This window comes from Desulfotomaculum sp. (assembly GCA_003513005.1).
Lineage (GTDB): Bacteria > Bacillota > Desulfotomaculia > Desulfotomaculales > Nap2-2B > 46-80.
Map to the genome: position 1 here is coordinate 1 of DOTD01000022.1, position 21737 is coordinate 21737.

The 21737-nt window shown below is 45.1% G+C and carries 15 protein-coding genes and 4 pseudogenes; 7 read left to right on the forward strand and 12 right to left on the reverse strand.

Going from position 1 to position 21737, the window contains the following annotated elements:
• Nucleotides 1–231 precede the first annotated feature (231 nt).
• The 4 genes and pseudogenes from DEH07_01970 to DEH07_01985 form a co-directional block, all read right to left on the reverse strand.
• Nucleotides 232–1119: pseudogene (locus tag DEH07_01970) on the reverse strand (integrase).
• A complete protein-coding gene (locus DEH07_01975; GenBank protein ID HBY03318.1) occupies nucleotides 1106–2080 on the reverse strand; it encodes an integrase in 975 nt (324 codons plus the stop codon). Before DEH07_01975 ends, DEH07_01970 begins: the two are co-directional and overlap by 14 nt.
• Nucleotides 2073–3305, reverse strand: a pseudogene (locus tag DEH07_01980) (hypothetical protein). Before DEH07_01980 ends, DEH07_01975 begins: the two are co-directional and overlap by 8 nt.
• 75 nt (nucleotides 3306–3380) lie before the next feature.
• A pseudogene (locus tag DEH07_01985) lies at nucleotides 3381–4170 on the reverse strand (maturase).
• 404 nt (nucleotides 4171–4574) lie between these two features.
• On the opposite strand from DEH07_01985, the pseudogene DEH07_01990 reads away from it, so the two are divergent.
• Nucleotides 4575–4694: pseudogene (locus tag DEH07_01990) on the forward strand (maturase).
• A 102-nt stretch (nucleotides 4695–4796) separates the two neighbouring features.
• On the opposite strand, the gene DEH07_01995 reads toward DEH07_01990, so the two are convergent.
• Complete coding sequence (locus DEH07_01995; GenBank protein ID HBY03319.1) at nucleotides 4797–5192, reverse strand: hypothetical protein; 396 nt, start codon at nucleotides 5190–5192, stop codon at nucleotides 4797–4799.
• Nucleotides 5193–5363: 171 nt separating this feature from the next.
• Between DEH07_01995 and DEH07_02000 the strand changes: the two genes are divergently transcribed.
• Together DEH07_02000 and DEH07_02005 are read left to right on the forward strand one after the other, a co-directional pair.
• Nucleotides 5364–6059, forward strand: a complete 696-nt coding sequence (locus tag DEH07_02000; protein HBY03320.1) for a DNA-binding response regulator — start codon at nucleotides 5364–5366, stop codon at nucleotides 6057–6059.
• Nucleotides 6056–7861, forward strand: a complete 1806-nt coding sequence (locus DEH07_02005; protein HBY03321.1) for a PAS domain-containing sensor histidine kinase — start codon at nucleotides 6056–6058, stop codon at nucleotides 7859–7861. The genes DEH07_02000 and DEH07_02005 overlap by 4 nt, the downstream gene beginning before the upstream one ends.
• 84 nt (nucleotides 7862–7945) lie before the next feature.
• Here the strand turns inward: DEH07_02005 and DEH07_02010 are convergent, their stop codons facing one another.
• Nucleotides 7946–8878 carry an MBL fold metallo-hydrolase gene (locus DEH07_02010; GenBank protein ID HBY03322.1) on the reverse strand — a complete coding sequence of 311 codons (933 nt, stop codon included), beginning with the start codon at nucleotides 8876–8878 and terminating at the stop codon, nucleotides 7946–7948.
• A gap of 5 nt (nucleotides 8879–8883) precedes the next feature.
• On the reverse strand, nucleotides 8884–9084 hold the full coding sequence (locus tag DEH07_02015) for a DUF3006 domain-containing protein (GenBank protein ID HBY03323.1): 201 nt from the start codon (nucleotides 9082–9084) through the stop codon (nucleotides 8884–8886).
• A gap of 339 nt (nucleotides 9085–9423) precedes the next feature.
• Between DEH07_02015 and DEH07_02020 the strand changes: the two genes are divergently transcribed.
• From DEH07_02020 to DEH07_02035, 4 genes are all read left to right on the forward strand, one after another.
• On the forward strand, nucleotides 9424–9732 hold the full coding sequence (locus DEH07_02020; protein HBY03324.1) for a transcriptional regulator: 309 nt from the start codon (nucleotides 9424–9426) through the stop codon (nucleotides 9730–9732).
• Between the two features lie 4 nt (nucleotides 9733–9736).
• Nucleotides 9737–11401, forward strand: a complete 1665-nt coding sequence (locus DEH07_02025; protein ID HBY03325.1) for a dehydrogenase — start codon at nucleotides 9737–9739, stop codon at nucleotides 11399–11401.
• A gap of 29 nt (nucleotides 11402–11430) precedes the next feature.
• Nucleotides 11431–11655, forward strand: coding sequence for a SirA family protein (locus DEH07_02030; GenBank protein HBY03326.1), 225 nt, complete (start codon nucleotides 11431–11433; stop codon nucleotides 11653–11655).
• 95 nt (nucleotides 11656–11750) lie between these two features.
• Complete coding sequence (locus tag DEH07_02035) at nucleotides 11751–12227, forward strand: hypothetical protein (GenBank protein ID HBY03327.1); 477 nt, start codon at nucleotides 11751–11753, stop codon at nucleotides 12225–12227.
• An 80-nt stretch (nucleotides 12228–12307) separates the two neighbouring features.
• On the opposite strand, the gene DEH07_02040 is transcribed toward DEH07_02035, so the two are convergent.
• The 5 genes from DEH07_02040 to DEH07_02060 all read right to left on the reverse strand — a co-directional run bounded on the left by DEH07_02040 (nucleotide 12308) and on the right by DEH07_02060 (nucleotide 21380).
• Nucleotides 12308–12724: a hypothetical protein gene (locus DEH07_02040; protein ID HBY03328.1), complete on the reverse strand. Its 417-nt coding sequence runs from the start codon at nucleotides 12722–12724 to the stop codon at nucleotides 12308–12310.
• Between the two features lie 8 nt (nucleotides 12725–12732).
• A complete protein-coding gene (locus DEH07_02045; GenBank protein HBY03329.1) occupies nucleotides 12733–15264 on the reverse strand; it encodes a hypothetical protein in 2532 nt (843 codons plus the stop codon).
• A 274-nt stretch (nucleotides 15265–15538) separates the two neighbouring features.
• Complete coding sequence (locus DEH07_02050; protein HBY03330.1) at nucleotides 15539–17620, reverse strand: hypothetical protein; 2082 nt, start codon at nucleotides 17618–17620, stop codon at nucleotides 15539–15541.
• Nucleotide 17621: 1 nt separating this feature from the next.
• Complete coding sequence (locus DEH07_02055) at nucleotides 17622–19418, reverse strand: hypothetical protein (GenBank protein ID HBY03331.1); 1797 nt, start codon at nucleotides 19416–19418, stop codon at nucleotides 17622–17624.
• A gap of 141 nt (nucleotides 19419–19559) precedes the next feature.
• The gene (locus DEH07_02060; GenBank protein ID HBY03332.1) at nucleotides 19560–21380 is read right to left on the reverse strand and encodes a hypothetical protein; all 1821 of its coding nucleotides are present in this window, start codon (nucleotides 21378–21380) and stop codon (nucleotides 19560–19562) included.
• Nucleotides 21381–21737: the final 357 nt, after the last annotated feature.

A 21737-nucleotide genomic window follows, 5' to 3' on the forward strand; every position in this document is an offset into this window, starting at 1 on the left:
TACCTGCGCATTGAATCATCGGAGTAATGGAGTTCTACAAGTTTTTGCTCCAACTCGCTGCACAGATCTGTTACTTTGATTTTTTTCATCATAACAAACCGTCTCCTTTTCTATTAGTAACGCATAGCGCCCTAAGAAAAGTATTAGTTGTTATGACAAGAAAGGCAACAGCAAATCCTATTAAATCAGCGAATTCTGGTGTTCACTTTACATAATTACTTGCTTGCCATAATAAACTTCGGTCGTCTGTATATCTACATGACCAAGGAAGTCCCGGATGTAAATAAGATTGACGCCGGCCTGAAGCAAATGAACGCTTTTGCTGTGGCGAAACATATGTGGAGTCACCCGTTCAGGTACAATACTCGAGACCTGCCTGGCAGCCGTCACATACTTGGAAATAATGAAAGACACGCCCTCTTTTGTGAGCTTGTTGTGCTGTTTGTTGGTGAACAGCGGATAGTCGCTCTTCCACGGCTTTTCGAGGTTGTTTTCATGGATGTAACTATCAAGAAGCGAGGCAGTATTTTTCATCAAAGGTACTCGGCGCATTTTGTTGCCTTTGCCGGTCAAAATCAAGACTGTCGGATTTGTTAATATTACATCCCGCGCTTTAAGATCAATCAGTTCCTGTACCCGGCATCCGGAATCATAAAGAACCGACAGCAACGTAATGTCGCGGCGCCCTTTGGGAGCGGATTTATCCGGTTGGGACAGTAACAGCTGCATGGCATCTGTGGTCAGATGCGGAATATCCGGTTTTGGCGCTTTTTTAACCGAAATAGATATTACTTTTTGGAAGTTGGCCAATCCCATCGGTTCTTCATACTGGGCATATCGAAAGAATGAATGTATCGCAGTCAGTCTCTGGTTTCTTGTTGAAATGCTGCAATTACGATGGGTTTCAAGCCATCCAAGATAATCCGCGACAAGATCATGGGTAAGCATGAGCATAGTCAGTTTTTCAGCAGATATGCCTTGCCGCTCCTGACAGTATTGGAGTAGCAGTTTAAAGGTATCTCTGTATGACGCGATCGTGTTCTTGCTTGCATTTTTCTGCGCCGGCAAATACACCGTAAGAAACTGGGTGAGATGTTCCGCAAAATCAGTGGATTGCATCAACTGCACCTCCCAGAGAAGGGATGATGTCTGGATAGCACCCTTCCAGTCTGATGGTGATATCCGGAAAAACATCGGCGGTGAGTCTCAGATAATATGCCGTGTCCTCAAAGGAATCGTGTCCCATATATGTTTTCAAAATCGGAAAATATACTGTGAGATCTTTCCCGTCGGCAACCCACTTTTTTAGGCAATGGCAGGCCCAGGCATGGCGAAAATCGTATATTCTTGGGCCTTTCCCACGCCCTCCATGTGAGATGTCTGCTTTCCACAAAAAACGTCTGAAGTTATGGTATGCATTTCCTGCTGTCATTGGTTTGCCGTTAAGTCCGGGGAAAAACCATTCGCTGTCACTTATTCCGACAGCATAGTCGCGACAAAGGGCTGTAAGAGCGGCTGACATCGGTACAAGTCTGCTGTTATCCCTTTTTGAGTGTTGAATGGACAATATTCCATCGTTAAGGTCAACGTCTTCCGTTTTCAGCAGCCTTGCCTCCTGCGGGCGAAGTCCACAGGCATAAATCATCCTGAAGAACACCGGCATAACCAAATGCCTGTAAGGGCATTCGCTGACATAATGGCATTGATCTGTGGCGCTAAAAAAGCGCTGAAGCTCATTCTCGGTGAAGATATACGGAATATACTTCTTCTCAGCAGGATAATAGCCTTTCGGCAGGATATATGTGTTAAGGCCAATGTTATCCATATAAATAGCAAGTTGCCGGAGCGTGGATGCTCTTGTGCATTGAGTAGCTTGTGCTTCATAAGTTTTCTTTGCGCACCAATCCAAAACGATTTCTCGGGTAAGGGTGCTTGCATCGGGATATTTTTCAGCTGTGAATATGGAAAACCGCATCAAACTTTCCGAATCCGTTTCGAATTTGTAACCTATTGCCCGTTTTAGCGAAATATGATTTGCGATAAATTCAGCAAAAGGTCCTTTGAAAGAAAATTCACACATGAGTGGTCACCTCCGGCGTATCCAGGGCGCATTCCCTCAGCTTGCTGATGTCCACCTTCAAATATACTGCGGTGGAATCTGTATGGGAATGACCGAGGATATCTGAAATCACCTCAAGAGGAGTATTGTGTTCAAGCATTCTGGACGCTGCCGTATGGCGAAGAGAGTGCATTCCGCGGTGCTTTTTCAGCGTCGGCAAATGTGCAATCTGCATATACGATTTAATCAACTGAGATAAATGGTCTCCTTCTGAAAAAGGAAGAAACGGTGCCATATGACGAACAAAGATAACAGGTAAATCAACTTTAGGCCGACCATACTGCAAATAATCTATGACTGCCCAGCCTACTTCCTGCGGAATCGGGAGGGTAACTCTTTCATGAGTTTTTGACTGCGTAAAGGTCAGCTTCTTTTCCTGCCAGTTGAAATTGGAAAAAGTCAACTGTTTAATGTCGGTAACACGCAGTCCTAATACGCAAGCCAATAAAATAATGGCGTAATCGCGTTTTCCCTTGGGGCTTCCGCGATCAATGGCTCCAATCAGTGCTTTAAGCTCTTCTTTTGTCCAAACAGACGGAATTCTGGTCTGTTTTCTTGCCTGTACCATTGGCGTTTTTGATGCCAGATCTTCATTCAGGATACCGTTATCGTTCAGGTATCTCAGAAATGCCCTGATTGAGCAAATGTTCTGCTCCACGGTTTTGTAGGTATATCCGACCAGCGTTCTAATGTAGCCGTTCACAAGCGGCAGAGTAATTTCGCTGCAATCGTATATACCCTGAGCAAGAAGATAATCCATAAATCGCGCCGTCTGCTTCACATAATGGTCAATTGTAACAGACGAGTATTCCTTGCACTCACAATGACGCTGGAAATCTGCGCTGGCGGCAACATAATACGGATTTGTAAGCAGTTCCTGGTGTTTGTAGTACCGCCTCAGCACAACGTGATGAAGCTGGAAATCTCCGATCATTCTCACGACACGGATATCTTGAACATCTCTCTGAGACAGAGTATTGTCAAGATCTTTTCGCAATATGTGAAAATGAGTTTCAAGAAAATCCAGACCCAACTGCTCTGTAAAGTAGGTTGCACCTCGTTCTTCTGCGAATTTCAGCAACTTGTGTCAATGCCTCTGGTAAAAGCTCATGGTGCCTTCAACATAGCCCAGGCGCAACAGTTCCTGCTCCAATTCCTGTAGCAATGCTTCAAGTGTTCTTTGCACATTTATCCCTCCAGTAATGAATTCTGGGCATTTGCCCTTCTTTCATTGTTATCAGGAATATGCAAAGTAAATCAATTAAAAATGTAGTGTTAATGCAGGATACAAGGTTTTACTTGGCATATTAACTTTCTTTGCATAAGGCACTCCTTCGGGACTGTCTTCAAACATTCCACCTACCATGACTCCTGCTCGCAGGAATTTATGAATAAGCGAAATAACCCTTCCATCCTTTATCGTTTCCGACAGTATCTGGATGAGTTTGCTCTGGTTCACCGTGTCAAAATATTTTTCCAAGTCCAAATCAACTACATATTTGTAGCCATCTGTAATGTTGGTTTGGCATCTTTTAAGCGCATCATGTGCACTTCTTTTTGGTCGGAACCCAAAACTGTTGTCTGAAAACTGCATCTCAAAGATAGGGGTCAGAATCTGGCATATCGCTTGTTGGATTAGCCTGTCCACGACGGTTGGTATCCCCAGTTTTCTAGTCTTACCGTTCTCTTTGGGTATTTCTACCCTGCGAACGGGTTTAGGCCGGTATTTACCGTCCCGGAGGGATTGTAAAAGTTCCTTCTGGTTTTCTTTCAAAAACAAAGGGTAGAAGTTCATCTACCTGCATACCATCAATTCCACCAGCACCTTTGTTTCTCTTAACCTGCATGTAGGCAAGGTTCAGATTGTCTCTGCTTAGAATTTGTTCCAGCAATCCTTCCGTCTGCTTGTCTGTGTTGGTGCTGTCGTTTTCAGTCATCTTAGGTGACCCGCACACTTCTGCATATTCTTTCTGTTCCGCAGATACCATTTGCAGATAGTCCTCAAATCGAGGTTGTCTGTGCTTCCGTTTGTCGCTTTCAGTAACTTTCATTGACCAACACCTCCTTTGGTTCAGCCCTTCCTTCGGCATCGCGATGCCTCTGTACTATGGCTTCGGCTGACTTCTCACGACAAATCTTGTTTCAACCGGACTTCTTACTCTGTTTCTACCCGTTCGTGAGACCTCCCCGGGTAAGAACGCAGTCTTTCCTTCCATCCACCTGCCACATCTACACCATAGGCTTCCGGATAGTTTGGGGCTTTGGCTTGTTAGGCAGCTTTACCCAGCCTATGCATGCCTTATGTGATTCCTGTTCGTCAGGCCAGAAGTTTGCCTCCGGCTTCCTTCAGATTCCACCTCGTGATAGACACCCTTGCCTTTAGCTATGTGCTTGGCACTATCAACCCGCACTAGGGACTTTCACCCATTAGACTGCGACCATGCCGGGCGCACATAGAAAAGGCTACTGGCGGATAGCCAATAGCCAAATTCTAAAAGTCACTGTAACTGATGCCCGCCTAAGACAGGCTGGCTATACATTTTTCTCGGATTATCTTAAATATGTTCAGGTGTAAACTTGGGAACCGCCACTTGCGGAGCCGCATGAGTGGTGGTGTGAGAGGTCGGCTACTCAAATAATGGGTAGCCTCCTACTCGATCACGTCTGCTATTCAGGATTATTGTGTGGTGTTCTGCGGTACAGGGCACTTGTGAGATCCCTGTCCAAAACCCTTCATACCCCACATACCCGGACCTGGGACTAAACCTTTTTCCTTCATCTTATTAAAATTGTCGGTCATTTTCTTGATCATCAGATTAGCCTGATCCTGGGTGGTAATAACGCCAAAGTCAACGTATTTCTGAATCATCTGCTTTTTAAGGTCGAGCATTTGCTGAGCAATTTTGTATAAATCGGCTTTCTGTGCATCGGTGAGTTTTTGAGACAGATTGTTTTTCTGGAAAGCTGCGTTTGGCGTTTGCTGATTATCTGTATTATTTTTGGCGAAGGCGGCTGACATTGAAACTGCTATAATCAGAAGGGCTGCTGCTGCAATAAGCAAAGGTTTTTTCATTCAATAACACCTCCTTTCGAAAAGCTATTATAATAGTTTAGCCAAAAGATGTGGCAAAAGCTTGGCAAATTAAGTAACAATATATGCTTTCTTAACGTTCCCCGATAGTGTCTAAAAAATAACACCAAATTGTCATAATATTGTTGTAAGATAAGCTGGGGAGGTGTTTTAATGGCCGTAAAACGTCCGATTTTGCTGGTGGATGATGATGACAGAGTGTTGGAATTGCTTTCCCTTTACCTAAAGAAGGAGGATTTTGAACTGGTCCTTGCCCATGATGGCAAGAAGGCCCTCGAACAAGCAAAAAACTGCAATCCTCAGCTGATAGTTCTGGATTTAATGCTTCCTGAAATGGATGGACTCGAGGTCTGCAGGCAGATCCGCACTTTTTCGAAGGCGCCGATTATCATGCTGACTGCCAAGGACGAGGACCTGGATAAATTGCTGGGTCTTGGCCTGGGAGCGGATGATTATATTACCAAGCCTTTCAATCCAAGGGAAGTCGTAGCCAGAATCAGGGCTGTATTAAGAAGGATAGAAAATACAGGTTCTGAACCGAAAGTGTTAAAATTCACCGATCTTGAAATAAACCTTGATGAGTACCGGATTATAGTCGACAGCCAGGAAGTACCCCTGACTTCAAAAGAAATAGAAATTCTATGGCTGCTGGCAAGTTCTCCCGGTCGTGTTTTTACCAGGGAACAAATCCTGGCCAGGATTTGGGGATATGATTTTTTTGGCGACACACGCACTGTGGATACTCATATCAAACGACTGCGCAAAAAGCTGAAAGTACGGGTCGATCTCGACTGGGACATCAAGACTATCTGGGGTGTTGGGTATAAATTTGAGGTGAAGCCTGTTTGAAAAAAAGCATTTTTGGAAAGCTGATGGTTACCTACCTGGTAGTTATTATAACCAGTACGATAATTTTTGGCGTTTTCTTTTCAATCCTTTTAAGAAACCACCTCATTAAAACCAAGGAGCAGGAACTGTTTGTCAAGGGCAAACAAATCAGTTTAGTTGCAAATTATTACCTGCAGGGTCTGCTTTCGGACCAGACGCTTAATTATGTGCTAAATTCAGCAGAGATCTTTTTAGATGCCAGGGTTCTGGTTATCGACAGGGGAGGCTATATTTTAGCCCTGTCCGGCGGGGCTGTCCCCGGTTTCGGGCGCGGGAAGGCGGCAGGGAGAATTATAAGGGGGATGCAGCTTCTTCCCAAAGACACCGAGCTTGTTTTAAAGGGGTCGACGGTTTCTTACAGAGGTTTTTCTCCCTATTACGGCGAACCGATGCTGACTGTCGCCATACCTGTTGTAAGCGGTCAGGACAGCGGAAACGCCCAGGTTATCGGCGCAGTCTTTCTAAATTCTCCTGTTCCCGGCGTCGCCGAGGCGGTGAAAGACACTTATACTTTGCTGCTGGCTTCTTTTCTGGCTGCGCTGGCCATTGCCTCCGGTCTGGGCTTATATTTATCCAGAAAAATTTCACAGCCGCTGCGGGAAATGAACAAGGCCGCCCTGGCTATGGCGCGGGGGGATTATAAGAAGAAGGTTGAGGCGGAAGGCGATGACGAGATTGGAGAACTTGCCGCTTCATTCAATTACCTGGCGGGTGAACTTGACCTGACCATAGAGGCTCTCAAAGAAGAAAAGGGTAAAGTGGAGCTGATGTTAAAAAGCCTTTTCGAGGGTATCATCGCTGTTGACAAAGACGGTTTGATTTTGAGGATAAATCCTGCTGCGGCAAAGTTATTAAAAATCAGCGAGGAGGATCTTTTTAAGCTGCCGATTTCATCTTTGGAGGGTTTTGACGGGCTTTCCGGCTTGTTTAAGGATGTCCTTAAATCAGGGTCAAGCGGTTCCTGCGTTTTTACTGTTGACAAGCTGACCATTCGCGCCTATGTATCCCCAATCGTTTCTTCGAGAGCCATCCTGGGCTCGGTGGGAATTTTGCAGGATATAAGCCAGGCTGAGCAGCTTGAGAAAATGCGCCGGGACTTTGTTGCCAATGTTTCACATGAATTACGCGCGCCGCTGACCGTTATCCGGGGTTATACAGAAGCTTTGCTTGACGAAGTCATTGACAGGAAAGAAAAACCTGATAAATACTACCAGATTATCAGGCAGGAGACTTTACGGCTGGAGAGGCTGATTGTCGATCTGCTTGATTTGAGCCGGCTGCAATCCGGCAAGGTTGAGCTGGACATGGAAAGCGTTGATCTTGAGACGATTTCCCGCTCAGTTCTAGAAAAATTCAGCCCTTTAGCAGGTGAAAAGCAGGTTCAGCTAACGCTGCTCCCGGATTCTTCCCCGTTTTTAGTTCAGGGTGACGGGGACCGTCTGGAGCAATTGTTGATTATTTTTATTGACAACGCTCTCCGGCATACTAACCAGGGCGGGAAGATCACTATTAGTCTTAGGGGGGAGGATCAGGGAGCCCGGGTGAGGATCAGCGATACGGGTGAAGGGATTCCGGAGGAAGACCTGCCTTACATCTGGGAAAGGTTTTACAAGGTAGACAAAGCGCATACACCTTCACTTGGGGGAACTGGACTCGGCCTTTATATAGCCAGGGAAATAGTCCATCTGCATGGCGGTGTAACCCGGGTGGAGAGCCGGCCCGGGGAAGGGGCAGCTTTTGAATTTACTTTAAAAAAAGCTTAAGAAAATAATTGACTTTGACGTAACGTAAAAGATCAGCCGGGCATGGCAGTGTTTTTAAGAGACGCAGTCCGCATTTGTACAGGCTTAAGCAGCCAGTCTTGAGACGGTTCTGCCGTCAGATGAGAACACGATTGTTCCGATTAGATCGGTTCTCAAAATTTTTATGCCTGCTTTTTCCAGTTTGGCGATGGTCTTCTCACTGGGGTGGCCGTAATCATTCCCGGCGCCTACAGAAATTACGGCATATTGCGGTGATACAGCAGCCAAAAACCTTATTGAACTGGAGTGACTGCTCCCGTGATGCCCGATTTTTAAGATATTAGCCTTTAAATTAACGCCGGAGGCCAGCATCCGGGTTTCGGACACCGTCCCGGCATCGCCGGTAAGCAAAAAAGCAGTCTCGCCATATTGTATCCGTATTACCGCAGAATAGTTGTTTATGTCGTCGTATTCGATATCCGCCGGGGCGGCAAACCCTACTTGAAGATTGTCCCGGTTGATAATCGTCACTCCCGCCTTTGCTGTCTTTATTTTAAGTCCTTTTTCCTTGATTAAAAGAAGCACGTTCTCAAAGGTTCGTGTGGTGGCCGGCGCCTTCGGCATATATATACTGCCGGTTTCAAAAATCTTCAGGACTTTCTCAAGACCTCCGATGTGATCCAAATGAGGGTGCGTTGCGATGAGGTAATCGATTTTTGTGATTCCCTGTTTTTCTAAATAAGATACAATGTACTGCCCGTTTTCGGGAGGGCCTGCGTCAACAAGCATATTTTCACCGTCAGGGAATAGGGCCAGGATCGAATCACCCTGTCCGACATCGAGAAAGTGCACTTCTAAATTGCCGTTCGTTTTTTCGGCATCTAATGGCGGAACGGTTTTTGACGGTTCCGTCTGCGACGTGCTTCCCGACTTGCCGGCCGGTTGCGTGCCTGTATTTTTAACTTGATTTGTCCTGCATCCGGCGAAAGTTACGATTAGAAGCAATAAGATTATTGCGTAAATTTTTGCAGCGCGCATTTTCCCTACTCCTCGAACAGACTGCCTGCCAGCTTATCGGCAGCTTTCCTGCGGGTCATTGTTCCCTTTTGATCAATAGTGACTGCCATGGTAATCAAATCTCCTTCCTTCGCATTTTCAGGCAGCAACGCCCTGGGAAGGTTAAATGTTTTTTTTCCGTATTCAATTACCGCCCAGCTTCCTTCAAAGCGGTCAATAAGCAACATAAAAACACCACCCCTTTGGTTTATTCAAATGAAGAATGCCTTCTAAATAGATAACATTATTCTATCATATTGAGGTTGTTTAATTACCGGGAAAGCAACTTTTTACCGCATATACCTCAAACACTTCCCTCGCCTTATCCCCGGGTTCACTCGTTCTTTGAATAAAGGCTTAAAATCGCACTTGAGGCATTGCTTTCCCTTTTTGATAATTATCATCCTTTAGCAAGTGTCGATTCAGCAGCATAAATATCTGTAAAATTTTTATTGACAATAATAATTGTAATATTGTAATATAGCAATATTATGATATATGAAAGGAGGTTAATTAAAAGAATTCTGATGGTTGACATTAAAAGCTATGAGGAAAAAGCTGATTTGCTTAAAGCGCTGGCGCACCCGGTCAGGCTTTGTATCGTGCATGGGCTTATGGAAAACCAGTGTAATGTAAATAAAATGACGACTTGTCTTGAAATGCCCCAGTCGACTGTTTCCCAGCAGTTGGGAATCTTACGGAGTAAGGGAATCATTAAGGGAAAGCGTCAGGGAACAGAGATCTGTTATGAGGTTGTAAACGACCAGGTGAAGCAGATTGTCAGCTTAATATTGGATAACGAATTAGATTTTAATAACAAACAGGAGGATGAGTAGGACTATGGAGCCTGGGAATGTGGTAATAATCGGCGGTGTGGCCGCCGGTACCAAAGCAGCGGCAAAAGCTATGAGGGAAAATCCCGATCTCAAAGTAACGGTTTTAACAAGGGAGTCTTACGTATCTTATGCCGGCTGCGGTCTTCCTTACTACATCGGTGATGTAATCAGGGAGGAAAAAGAACTTCTGGTTAGAAAGCCAAAAGATTTTCTCATCGACTACGACATTGAAGTTATCACCGGCATTGAAGCATTAAAGATTGCGCCGGAAGAGAAAACTGTTACCGCTAAAGATTTAAGCGACGGCGCCGTCAAGGAGTTTAAGTACGATAAACTTGTTTTGGCCACAGGCGCTTCACCTTTTATACCTCCTGTAAAAGGAAAAGAACTTGTCAATATCGTTACCGTACGCACCCTTGGGGAAGCGTTTGCCATAAAAAAGCTGCTCAGGGAACGGAACATAAAGAAAGCTGTAGTCGTCGGGGGTGGGATGATTGGACTGGAGGTTGCTGAAAACCTGATTCATACGGGAATAAAGACGACTGTTGTCGAACTGGCGCCACATGTTCTTCCGCCTTTCGATCCGGATTCCGCTCACTATGTAGAAAAATATTTAAGAGAAAAAGGAGCCGATATTTTAACCGGCGTAGCTGTGAAAGGTTTTGAAGATAACGGCCGGGGTGAAGTGGGGACAGTTTTAGTAGAAGACAGCCGGCTAGAGGCTGACCTGGCCGTTCTTTCCGTGGGTGTCCGTCCGAATGCAGAACTGGCCCGGGAGTGCGGAATACAAATTGGCCCAACGGGAGCTATTGCGGTAAACAGTAAAATGGAAACAAGCATAAGTGATGTTTACGCGGTGGGGGACTGCGCTGAAAACACCAACTTGATTACAGGCCGGACCGTCTGGTATCCGATGGGTTCGACAGCTAACAAGACCGGAAGGATCGCCGGAATAAACCTCTCCGGCACGCAAACTAAGGATAGAATTAATGGCGTCCTCGGCACTTCAATAATAAAATTGTTTGATCTCAATGCGGCCAAAACAGGCCTTTCGGAAAGAGAAGCAAAAACGGCTGGTTATGATGTGGAAACCGTGCTGGTTCCGGCGCCGGACCGGGCCCATTATTATCCGGGCAACCGGGACATAATTACCAAGCTTATTGTGGACCGGAACAGCCGCCGCGTTTTAGGAGGGCAAATATATGGCGAGGGCGTGGTAGATAAACCTATAGACATACTGGCAACGGCGATTACTTTCGGAACTACAGTTGATCAACTGGCTAAACTGGACCTCGCCTATTCGCCCCCGTTTTCAACAGCCATGAGTTCAACCATTGTGTCGGCCAATGTGATGTTGAATAAACTGGAGGGTAAGTTTAACGGGATTTCACCGATTGACCTCAGGAAAAATATGGAAAAGGGCGCCATCCTGGTCGATGTCAGGACAGAGGAAGAGTATTTCGTCCGCAGTATTCCCGGTTCAATAAACATACCGCTGCGGAATTTAGCCTCACGCGCCGGCGAAATAGACCGGAACAGCGAGATTATCCTTTATTGCAAAATTGGTCAGCGTTCTTACATGGCTCTTTTAAAGCTAAAAAGATTGGGATTTGAAAAAATAAGCATGCTGGAAGGCGGCATCACCGCTTACCCGTTTGCAACGGTATAGAAAAACTAATAAATATGGAGGAGCTTATCATGACGGAAATAAAGATAAACGCGAGGGGACTGCAGTGTCCCGGCCCAATTGTTCAATTGTTCAAAGAAAGTAAGGCTTGTGACTGTGGCGATATTTTATGTATTGAGGTAACTGACCAGGGTTTTAAAAAAGATATTGCCGCCTGGTGTAAAAAAACAAATAACATTCTGCTGTTCCTGGATGAAGAAAATGGAGTCATTAAAGCGAGAATAAAAAAAGCCTGATTGGCATCCATGCTGCTGAAGGGGCGAAAATGAGCACGCAGGCAGTTTAAAGCAAATTAGAGTATGACGGGATAAAGATAGGAAGGAGGGTTATTATGGGCGCAGACAAAAAGACAATTATTGTTTTTAGCGGTGATCTTGACAAAGCCATGGCTTCCTTTATTATTGCCAACGGCGCCGCAGCCATGGGCAATGAGGTGTCTATGTTCTTTACGTTCTGGGGCCTGAATATTTTAAGAAAGCATGAAAGTGTTAAGTTGAAAAAAGGTTTTCTGGAGTCCCTGTTCGGCTGGATGATGCCCAGGGGGGCCGAAAAACTCGGTCTTTCCAAGATGAACTTCGGCGGGATGGGCGCTTTTATGATGAAGACCGTTATGAGGAAGAAAAATGTCAGCACTTTAAATGAGCTGATAGCGACCGCACAGGAGATGGGAGTAAAAATGATCGCCTGTACTATGGCTATGGACGTTATGGGTATAAAAGAAGAAGAATTAATTGACGGGTTGGAATATGCGGGGGTTATAACCTACCTTGGTGAAGCAGACGAAGCAAACGTCAATTTGTTCATTTAACCACTTATTAAGAAAGCGAAAAAGCTTAATCTCTGGGATGGACTTCGTAACTTTACGAATTCCATCCCTGCAGGAACAAATTAAAAGCCGAACTGAACTTTAATGGTTTTATTGAAAGAATCGAAAGGTTCATCCGGACTTCCGTTAAATCCATAAACAGAGAGCGCGTCTTTTAAACTTTGGATAATCTCGCCTGTTTTTTCTTTCAAATCATCCGGTAACTTTATATAAAAAAGCTTCCATTCACAGGTTTCACGATCTATCCATGTTTTACTTAATCTTACCGATATAGGTATATTATTCCATCCAAGAAGGAAATAGTAATCATAGGTTTCTTTTCGTTCCTGAAATCCCCAAATAAGAAAGATATTTTTCTCACGGTCAATTGTCCATCGGGTTGCTTCAAGAGCAGTCAGCATATTGCCCGGATTTTTTATCGCTTTAGCTGCAAATTCAGCTCTTTCTTCCCTGGTTAAAAATTCATTGACGAATGCCATGGTTTTTCTCACCTTTTACTGTAACCGGACGTTGGTTTTTGTCCTGCGGAGATAAGCAGGTAGCTCCATTCACCCGAGGTTTTAGAGCCGGTAAAAGGCTTAGAACCAGGACCATTCCAGATCACTGTTATAATCCATTTACCCGAGGTTTTCGAGCCGGTAAAAGACAGCGGGATATTGACAGATGCCCATTTTTTAATTTCCTGCGGGACACTTTCGTCATTCACGGATAAAATCTTGAAAGGTACAGACCATCCATACCGGGTAACCGGCGTGTAATACGGGGATTTCATATCTTCAATCAGGTTCTTCGCTTTTTCCATTACGTCGCTCGCCGGGTACTCCTTGATTATCCTTTGCAGGTATGCGGCATCACCAGTATATGCGCCGAGCGCCAGCAAAGCGTCATCGGCCATTGTGCTGTCCGGATATAATTTAACGAATTGCTGGTAAGTCGAGATAACTTTTCCCCAAATCTCCGGTAAGTCGAAGGCAAACGAGGCGTCTTCCCCCCATCCGCCCAGGCCGATGTAACAAAGGCCGGTTGAGTAAAGCGCCCTGGCCTTTAATTCCGGCGCAGATGATTGATCCTGATTAACCTGCTGGAAATACGGCAGGCTGTGATTGTAATTAATCATCTCCCGGATGAAGTCGGCCATTTCAGCCGGCGCGTGTCCGTACCTTGTGTCATTAATATACCCCAGCCAGTTGTAAGACTGCCTCTCCCCGGCCCATAAGTGGTTATAGTAGAGCATTTCGTTATGAAAGATAGCTGCTGCCATATTGTATAAATCAGCCGGTGCTTTGGAAACTTCCCACTGTGATTTTAAACCGGCAAGCTTCTTTACGTCAGCAAGCTGCTTTTCTAATGCGCCGCGGAAATCGTATTTATCAACGTTGTAAAGGTCAAATGGAAAAACATATTTGTTGGCAGGGTCAGCTTCCTGCTTTAAAAACTCCTCCAGCATGGCTGCGGCCTGCTGGAAGTCATCCCGGCGGATTTCTTTTATAGCCAGGGAATAGTCAACATACGCATCAAGAGGTTGTTCCAGTTTGTTCAAGGACAGGGCTTTTAATTGTGCATAGGTCATTTTCACATCGAGGATATAAACCAATCTGCCGCCTGCTGCGTAATTCATATCTCCGTCAGGTAAAAAGCGCGCTTTTTGCATTGTTTTAACAGCGTCTGCAAAACGGTCCTTGATTTCGTAACAGCGGGCCAGTCGGTAAGCGGCGTCATCCGCGGCCGGGTGGCGGGGAAAGCCAGTCAGGAATTTTTCCCAGCCGGGGATTTCCCGGTCCGGATTATACTCCTCGTCCCCGTATGAAGATACCCAGCAGGTGTAAGAATGTTCTTCCGGCCTGTCTATCTCAAAATAAGATTGTCCCCGTACTTTTTCGTACGCCTTGATTCCTCTGCCCAGATAACTTTGAGGGTACTTTTGGCATACGTCTCTCAGCATCCGCCAGTCCGGGCCGCCAACCCAGAAAACAGGATCTGCGTGAGTAAGGGGAGCCAAAGCCACTCCTTTTAAATCCGTTTCCTGCACATACTGTTCCAGTGCCTTTTCCTGGCCAAAATCAATATAAAGGGCGGAAAGAGCTGTCTGGCGGCAATACGCAGACATTTCCTTTCCGGCTACTTTCCACAGCCAATCAATTAAACCCTTCTTACTTACTCCTTCCGGCAGCCAGTGTGTGAAGTAGGTAACTCTTTGGATTAAGTCTGCCTTTTCTACGGGGGAAACAAGATCTGAATAGAAACTGTCTATAGACTCCAACGCTTTGGCTTCTCCAAGCGCGTAAAGGGCAAGAACTTGATCATAACGGTCAGCGGAGTTCGTTTCCTTTTCCTGAATGCGCCAAAGCCAGCCGGTGACGGCAGAACGGCATTCTCCGGCAGGCTGTTTCCGGGCTGCGGCGCCAACAGCCTGAATAAAAATCTGCCGGGCCATCGGGTTGGCCAGTCTGGTGTATACCATATCCAGCCAGGGCACGGCTTCAGTCGGACTGGCAAAAATTATTTGCCACTTTTGTTCTATAAGCTTCTGGTAATTCTCGAAGAAATAATTTTCCTGCAATGAAAGCAGCGTATTGGTCAGATCAGCGGTGTTTTTGATGCGGGCGATTAAAACAGGAATCAGGTACCGGTCACAATTAGCTTCGTTAAAGGTATTAATTTCTTTAGCCAGGTGGGAAACCTGCTCATCCGTCATCAACTTGGTCAGAGCGTCTACAATGTTGTTGTCATTTATTCTTTTATCCTTCAGGTAGTCCAGCAAAATTTGCGCCGCTGCGGCATTCGGCCCCGGCAGGGCGTTAAACTCACCAACAACAGTTCTGAATTCCTGATCATTTGTGGCCTTGTCCAGCTTTGCCTTTAATTTATCCAGCGATGCGCCTGCCGTCGCCGCAGCGCCGCCGGCCAGCAGGTTTTGCCCAGCCCGGGTTTCCAGGGGTTTGCCTGTCAACCCGGAGAAGATGATGATTGCCAATAGAAAAATAATTGAAAAAGAAACTTTCGAGCCTGATTTAAGCATCACGGGCGCCTCCGTTTTTGCTATTTACTAATCAGTAGTTTAATAAGCCGTTAAATGAATTTTGTTCTTTATTCTCTTTGTGGGCTTGTCCAAAGGAAACTTACTATTATATTCCATACCAGTATATTCCCTTCCAATTCTTAAAGCAAATGAAATCAGAAAAAGCAGTTCTAAGGCTTATTCCTCACATTTAATAAAACTTGTTTATCAAGGTTAACAAGAACTTTATTACACAATGGTAAAAGCAGTATTGAAATTTGAGGTGGCTTTTTCTTCAAAGCGGTTTATCTATTTCTTTCATGATATTACTGTATAGATCATAGTAAAATATCTTATCATCCAGCACAAAGATGTACCCCGGTTTATCATCGCTCAACTTTTCCTTGCCAGTACCGTCGACATTGATTCTATATAATACTTTCCGATCCTCGGAGTAGTCGCTATAATAAACCCAATCGCCGGAAACATTGATACATCGGGCATCATCACCGCATATCTTACTCAATTCCGTACCGTCGGTTTTGATTTTATAAAGAGCATCATTATGATTAAAATAGAGCCAATTATCTTCAACATTTAATCCGAAATTAGCTCTGGCAGCGAATAGTTTGATCTTGCCGCTCCCGTCAAGATTGATTTTGATTGATTTACCATAATAATCGGATGAATAATAGATGGCATTGTTAGTTGCTACCAGATCGCTTATATGATCCTCACTTATCTGAGTACGATTGCTGCCATCCGTTTTCATTTTATACATTTTCCCGTCTTGCAGAAAACCTTTGGTATAATAAATCCAGCCATTGATAACATTGACATGGTAGGCTTGGGTATCCAGTACCGTTTTCCCGCTTCCGTCGGTTTTGATTTTCGTCAGATTCCATCCGTCCCCGCCGCTGTAAAAGATATCGTCACCGGTTACATTTATATACCAAGCAAGATCATCGGTGATTTTTGTTGCCTCGCTTCCATCGACTTTCATTTTATATAGTTTTCCCTGGTCTTTAAGATTGCTGTAGTAAATCGAGTCGCCGGCCTTAGCATATAAGCCGTTATTATTGATATTACCGGTAGTATTTCCCCGCAACTCATTGCTGGTCGGATCCGCAACTTCTACCCTGACATCCGCCCATTCTGTGGAACACGGACCGGATTCGGCAGACGGAATATATTTGGGACTAAACACTTCCAGCCAATAAGAACCTGGTTCCTTGAAATTAAGTACAGTGCCGAACTGCCCGTCTGCCACGGGAAGTTCCTCACTACTGTATTCCTGATATTTACCTTTAACTAGTTTACCTACTTTTATAGAAAAAACATTATCTCCAAAACTATCGACTTTCAAATGGCCTTTAAAATCCATCTGTCCGGGAGCCGCAAGTTTGATATAGCCGCTTTCAGGTTCGGTGATCTCAAAAACATCCCGGACTTTAGTATCTATGAACATATAATCCATAGAATTATTATAGTTAATAGGCACTAAGCTGGCATCAGCTACTTCTCTTTTGATAACAAAAGAATCATACTGATCTTGATTGCCTCCCCTTGCCCACAGATAAAAAAGATTGTCGCCGGGTTGCAAGGAGAGAGAAACCTCGATCATATGAAATTTTTTATTATCCAGAATAAGTTCTTCGCTTTTCCTATTTTGTAAAGAGCCTGCACCCCCAATATCCGACACCCGCATCACCAAAGGAATATCCAGCTCATCCTCATATGCTATTTTTAATACTTGGTTTTCAGCTTCTGCCTTTACAGGAAAACTATTTCTTTCAATCAAAGGAACTCTCCAGTAGATTGTCAGGGTATTATTGGCATAGTTAATGTTTTTTCTCAAAACCTGGTCAAGGGATTTAGCCGGGATGTAAAAGATGCCGTTTTTAGCTAAAGGTGCGGGAATTGTGACCGGATTATTATAATCTACGATGTATTCTCCCTCTTCATTCTTGCTCACATACAACATTACAGGCTTACCAGCCTGATAACGCACATGATATCCCCCGTCTGCCGGAACCAGATCGGCTGTATTATTTCCATTCCAGATGATCTCAGCCAGCCCCGTATCTTTTAGCAAACGCAAAGGAATATATATCCTACCGTTTTTGGCAATAGGCGGAATCGTTGCAAAACTAGTTCCGTCATATGTTCCGTTCCCGCTGTTGATTTTGATTTCTACCCCGTGTTTTACCAGAGAAACCTTATAATCCCAGCTCTCTTTGGCAAAACACTGCACTGGGAAAAATATTGCTATTACGGATACGATTCCTGCCAGTACAAATAACTTTAAAAATCGATTCTTAAGCATCTTATTCCCCCTAGATATGTTGGTATTATAAGCGCTTAATTGCTTTTTCATTTCATTTTGCCAGATACATCTCGGTTGATCCGCGCTTATTATATAAAATTCCTCCGTCGGTATTGATATACCACTGAACAAATCCGTCGGCGATTTTCACGGCCCCGCTCCCGCTGATCTTAAAAATACCGGCTTCATACGTATAGTTTATAAAATAGCAGCCGGGCTGATTGAGTAGAATATCGTTGACCACGATATTGCTCAGCTTTTCCGTCTTTTCCGCTACGGCATCAGTATGATAAATCCCAGCCTCGCCTTCCACCGTATCATAAATATGATCGCCGTATGCTTTGATTAAATCAATTTTTTTATCAACCAGGACTTTGGCGTTTTGACCGTCGAAATCGGACTTCATCAGTTTACCGGTAGAAAAGTCCACATAAACGATACCGTCCGAGACGAGCCAAAATTTATTCACTTCTATCGGCAGAACAGTTTGGGAATTATCGGCCGTATTGATTTTAACCACGTTTCGGTTGTCTTTTTTCGCGTTCTCCTGGTAAAGCATGGTGTAAAGATATCCATCCTTTACCGCCAGGCCGTCCATATCCGTAGGACACCTGTAGGTGACAGAGGAATCCGATTTTTCTCTCTCCACGTCATAGGTATAACCGTTCATAGCGATATTTTCCGCCTGCGTATCCTTAGTAAAATCGTAACAATAGAGATTGTTTTCGGTCATTCCCATGCTGTCCAGATCGGTATAATACAGCTTCGTTCCGACCTGGGTAAGGGAATTAAGCCATTTAGCTTCACCGACCTTGGTTAGGCTGTTGCTCTCAAGCCGGTAAATATCGTCGCCGCCCATGGTTCCCTCCCCGGTATTAAGCACGACATAAGTATAATTGCCAAAGCCGATCACACCCCTAAATTGACCGGCTGAGTATAACGACCAGCCGATATCGCCGCCGGAGAGGGAACAGATTTCCACCGAGCGGTTGGTGGCGAAATCCAGGCGGTAAAGCTTTGTTTCCGAACCTGTTTTGGCCGGATAATAAATACTTTGCCCTGCCATGCCATAATCAAAGACGTTGGCGCCGCTGCCGATAAAATTGCCGTTTTTTACATCCCCGGCTAGATTTACTAGTTCCCGTTTACCCTCGTTATAATAATATAACTTGTTGTTGATGTAATCGCCAACTTGGTCGTAATAAGAATTCAACGCGTAGTATCCGCCGTTATAGGCGGCGATTGGGTATAGCTTATTTTCCACGTCCTGGGGGAAGTCGGTTAAACGGGTTTTCGACTTTTCCACGATCTCTTTCGTTTGCGCGCTGGATAAGTCGATTGGCACTTTGCTGATGATCAACATGCCGTTTTGCCAACAGACCGTTAAGTTTAACGCATTGAAAACGTCCCGTAGCGGTATAATGATTCTTTGATCGACAATGCGGGCCGGGACTGACAGGGGCGCCTCTTTACCATTGACTTTCATTATTTTACTGCCTACCGTAATGGCTACCTTATTTTCGCCGTTGGCGAATAATACTCCAGCCGGGTTTGTGGTATACGCTGCGGCATACCAACGGGTTCGGTTATAATATAATATTTTTTCCGCCAATCGGGCCGGTATCATCACCCGACCGTTTATCCGGTAAAGTTTAAAATTTTCGCCGTTAGTGAAAGTAATCAGGCTATTATCCATAAAAGCATACCCGTGAAATTCAAAAGGCAAAATCACACTATCGTCAAAGACCTGATCCAGAGGGACCGGTCCGGCGCTTTGCCCGTCCGCCAAGGCATAGGCCGGAACAGCCAGGACAGCCAAGACAAATAGGATTGCCAGCCATTTCTTCATCAATATCCTTCCTTTCCGGACCGTCTCTTTCCCGTGGACAAGCCCGGTCCGATAAAATACCCAATACGGCTCTCCTTTACGGTGTAATTCTAAACTGACCGCCGCCCGAGGCTGCCAAGTCCATCTTGTTTTTTTAAAGCGCTAATCCGCCTCATAAACATCGGCGGAACCCCGTTTATTATATAAAATCCCTCCGTCGGTATTGAGACACCTTTGCACAAAGCCGTCGACGATTTTAGCGGCCTTGCCGTCGCTGATCTTAAAAATACCCGCGTCATAAGACTGATTGACAAAGTAACTGCCGGACTGATTGAGCAAAATATCGTCCACTACGATATCGCTGAGCTTTTCCCCGGCTTCCGTTACGACGTTGAGATGATACAGCCCCGCCTCGCCGGCAACCGTATAATAAATATCGTTGCCATAAACCTTAATTTTGTCAAGGTCTTGATCTGCCAGGACTTTTATGTGACTGCCGTCAAAGTCCGATTTCATCAGTTTTCCGCTGGTAAATTCCTGATATAGGATGCCGTCCTGGACCAGCCAGAACTTATTGACCTCTATGGGCAGAATCGTCTGCGTGTTGTCCGCCGTATTGATTCTGACCACATTCCGGTTGTCTTTGTCGGCCTTTTCCTGGTAAAGCATAGCGTAGATAAAGCTATCCTTGACCGCTAGGCCTTCCATATCGGTAGAAGCGCTAAGAGAAATAGAGTTTTCCGTCGCCTTGCGGACGACGTCATAGGCATAGCCTTCCAGCGCGATATCGGCCACCGGCTGGTTTTGCGCCAGATCAAGATAATACAAATTATTTTCCGTCATGCCCATGAACTCCAGGCTGGTATAATACAGCTTTGTCCCCACCTGTACCACGGATGACAGCCATTTGGCGCCGCCGACATCCTCCAAACTTTTGTTTACCAAGCGGTAAATCGAATCCCTGCCCATCGTCAAATCTCCGCTGTGCAGCACCACATAAGTATTCTGACCCAAACGGCTGACGCCGTCAAACCAGCCCTCGTCGTCCAAATTCCAGCCGGCAGGATCGGCGGATAAGGAGCAGACCTCGGTTGAGCTGTTGGTGGCGAAGTCCAGTCGGTAAAGCTTGGTTTCGGAGCCGATCCTGGTCGGGTAGTAAAGGCTGTCGCCCACTATGCTCTTGGGATCGCTGTCATGGATGCTATCATTGCCGTCAGGCAGTTTGATTTTGGACTCTCCGGCCAGATCGATTTTGCCGGCTTTGCCGTTTTTGTAATAATATAATTCCGTAACATAATTGTTCTTTGCGTCATAATAAGACTTTAAAGCGTAGTACCCGCCGTTATAAACAGCTACCGGACTAAGCTTATCCTCAATATCACTGCCGCAGGTGCTTAACCGGGTTTTCGCCTTTGCCACGATCTCCTTTGTTTTGCCGCTCGTCAGGTCGACGGGAACCCGGCTAATGATCACCATACCGTCCGACCAGCAGACTTCCCGGTCGATGGCCTCGCTGATGGCGCGCAGGGGCAAGACGATCCTGTTGCCGATCGATTGCGCCGGTATGTCTAAAGGAATATCCTGATTATTTACCTGCATGGTCTTACTGCCGGCCGTAACCACTACTTTATAATGCGGCGCGTAGGATGTGAACAAGGTAACCGTATCCGGCTTGGCGGCGTCCCAGCGGATATTCCAATAAACGTCGTTTTCCAGGTCTGTCAAAGCCTCGACGGCCAAACGGATCGGGACCAGGATCCGGCCGTTGATACTGTAAATTTTAAAGCTTGCCGCGTCGTTGTAAGTCATCAGCTCGCCATTGACAAAAGCGTTTCCTTTAAAATCAGAAGGCAAGAGCACGCTCTCCTTAAAAATCTGATCCAGAGGGACCGGCTCTTTGTTTGCCTCCTCCCCCCAAGCGGGAAGGGAGAGAATTAAAATAAACAACAAAGCCAATACCAGCCCGCCGCATTTTTTCAGCATTTTGATCAAACCACCTTTTCTTACCCAAAGTACAATTTTAATGCAACATTCTGCGCATTGTCAAAACAGTAAATGAAAAAAACACTAATTACATAGTGGAGATATTTCAATCGTCAATCCCTTGATTAACGCCAAATTGGTCTCTATAACGAAGAAGTTTTGGATTTTGAAATGCCAAAATCACCAATTTATCAACTTTTTCAAACAGAATATCTCTATTCAGAATATCTCTATTATAACAGATTTATATCCACCATGCAATTAACGTTTTAAATGAAATATTATTGCCGAAAGTTTTTTAAAAATAAACCTCCTCCCTAACAAAGACAATCAAAGAGGTTTTTTGCAACACTATTT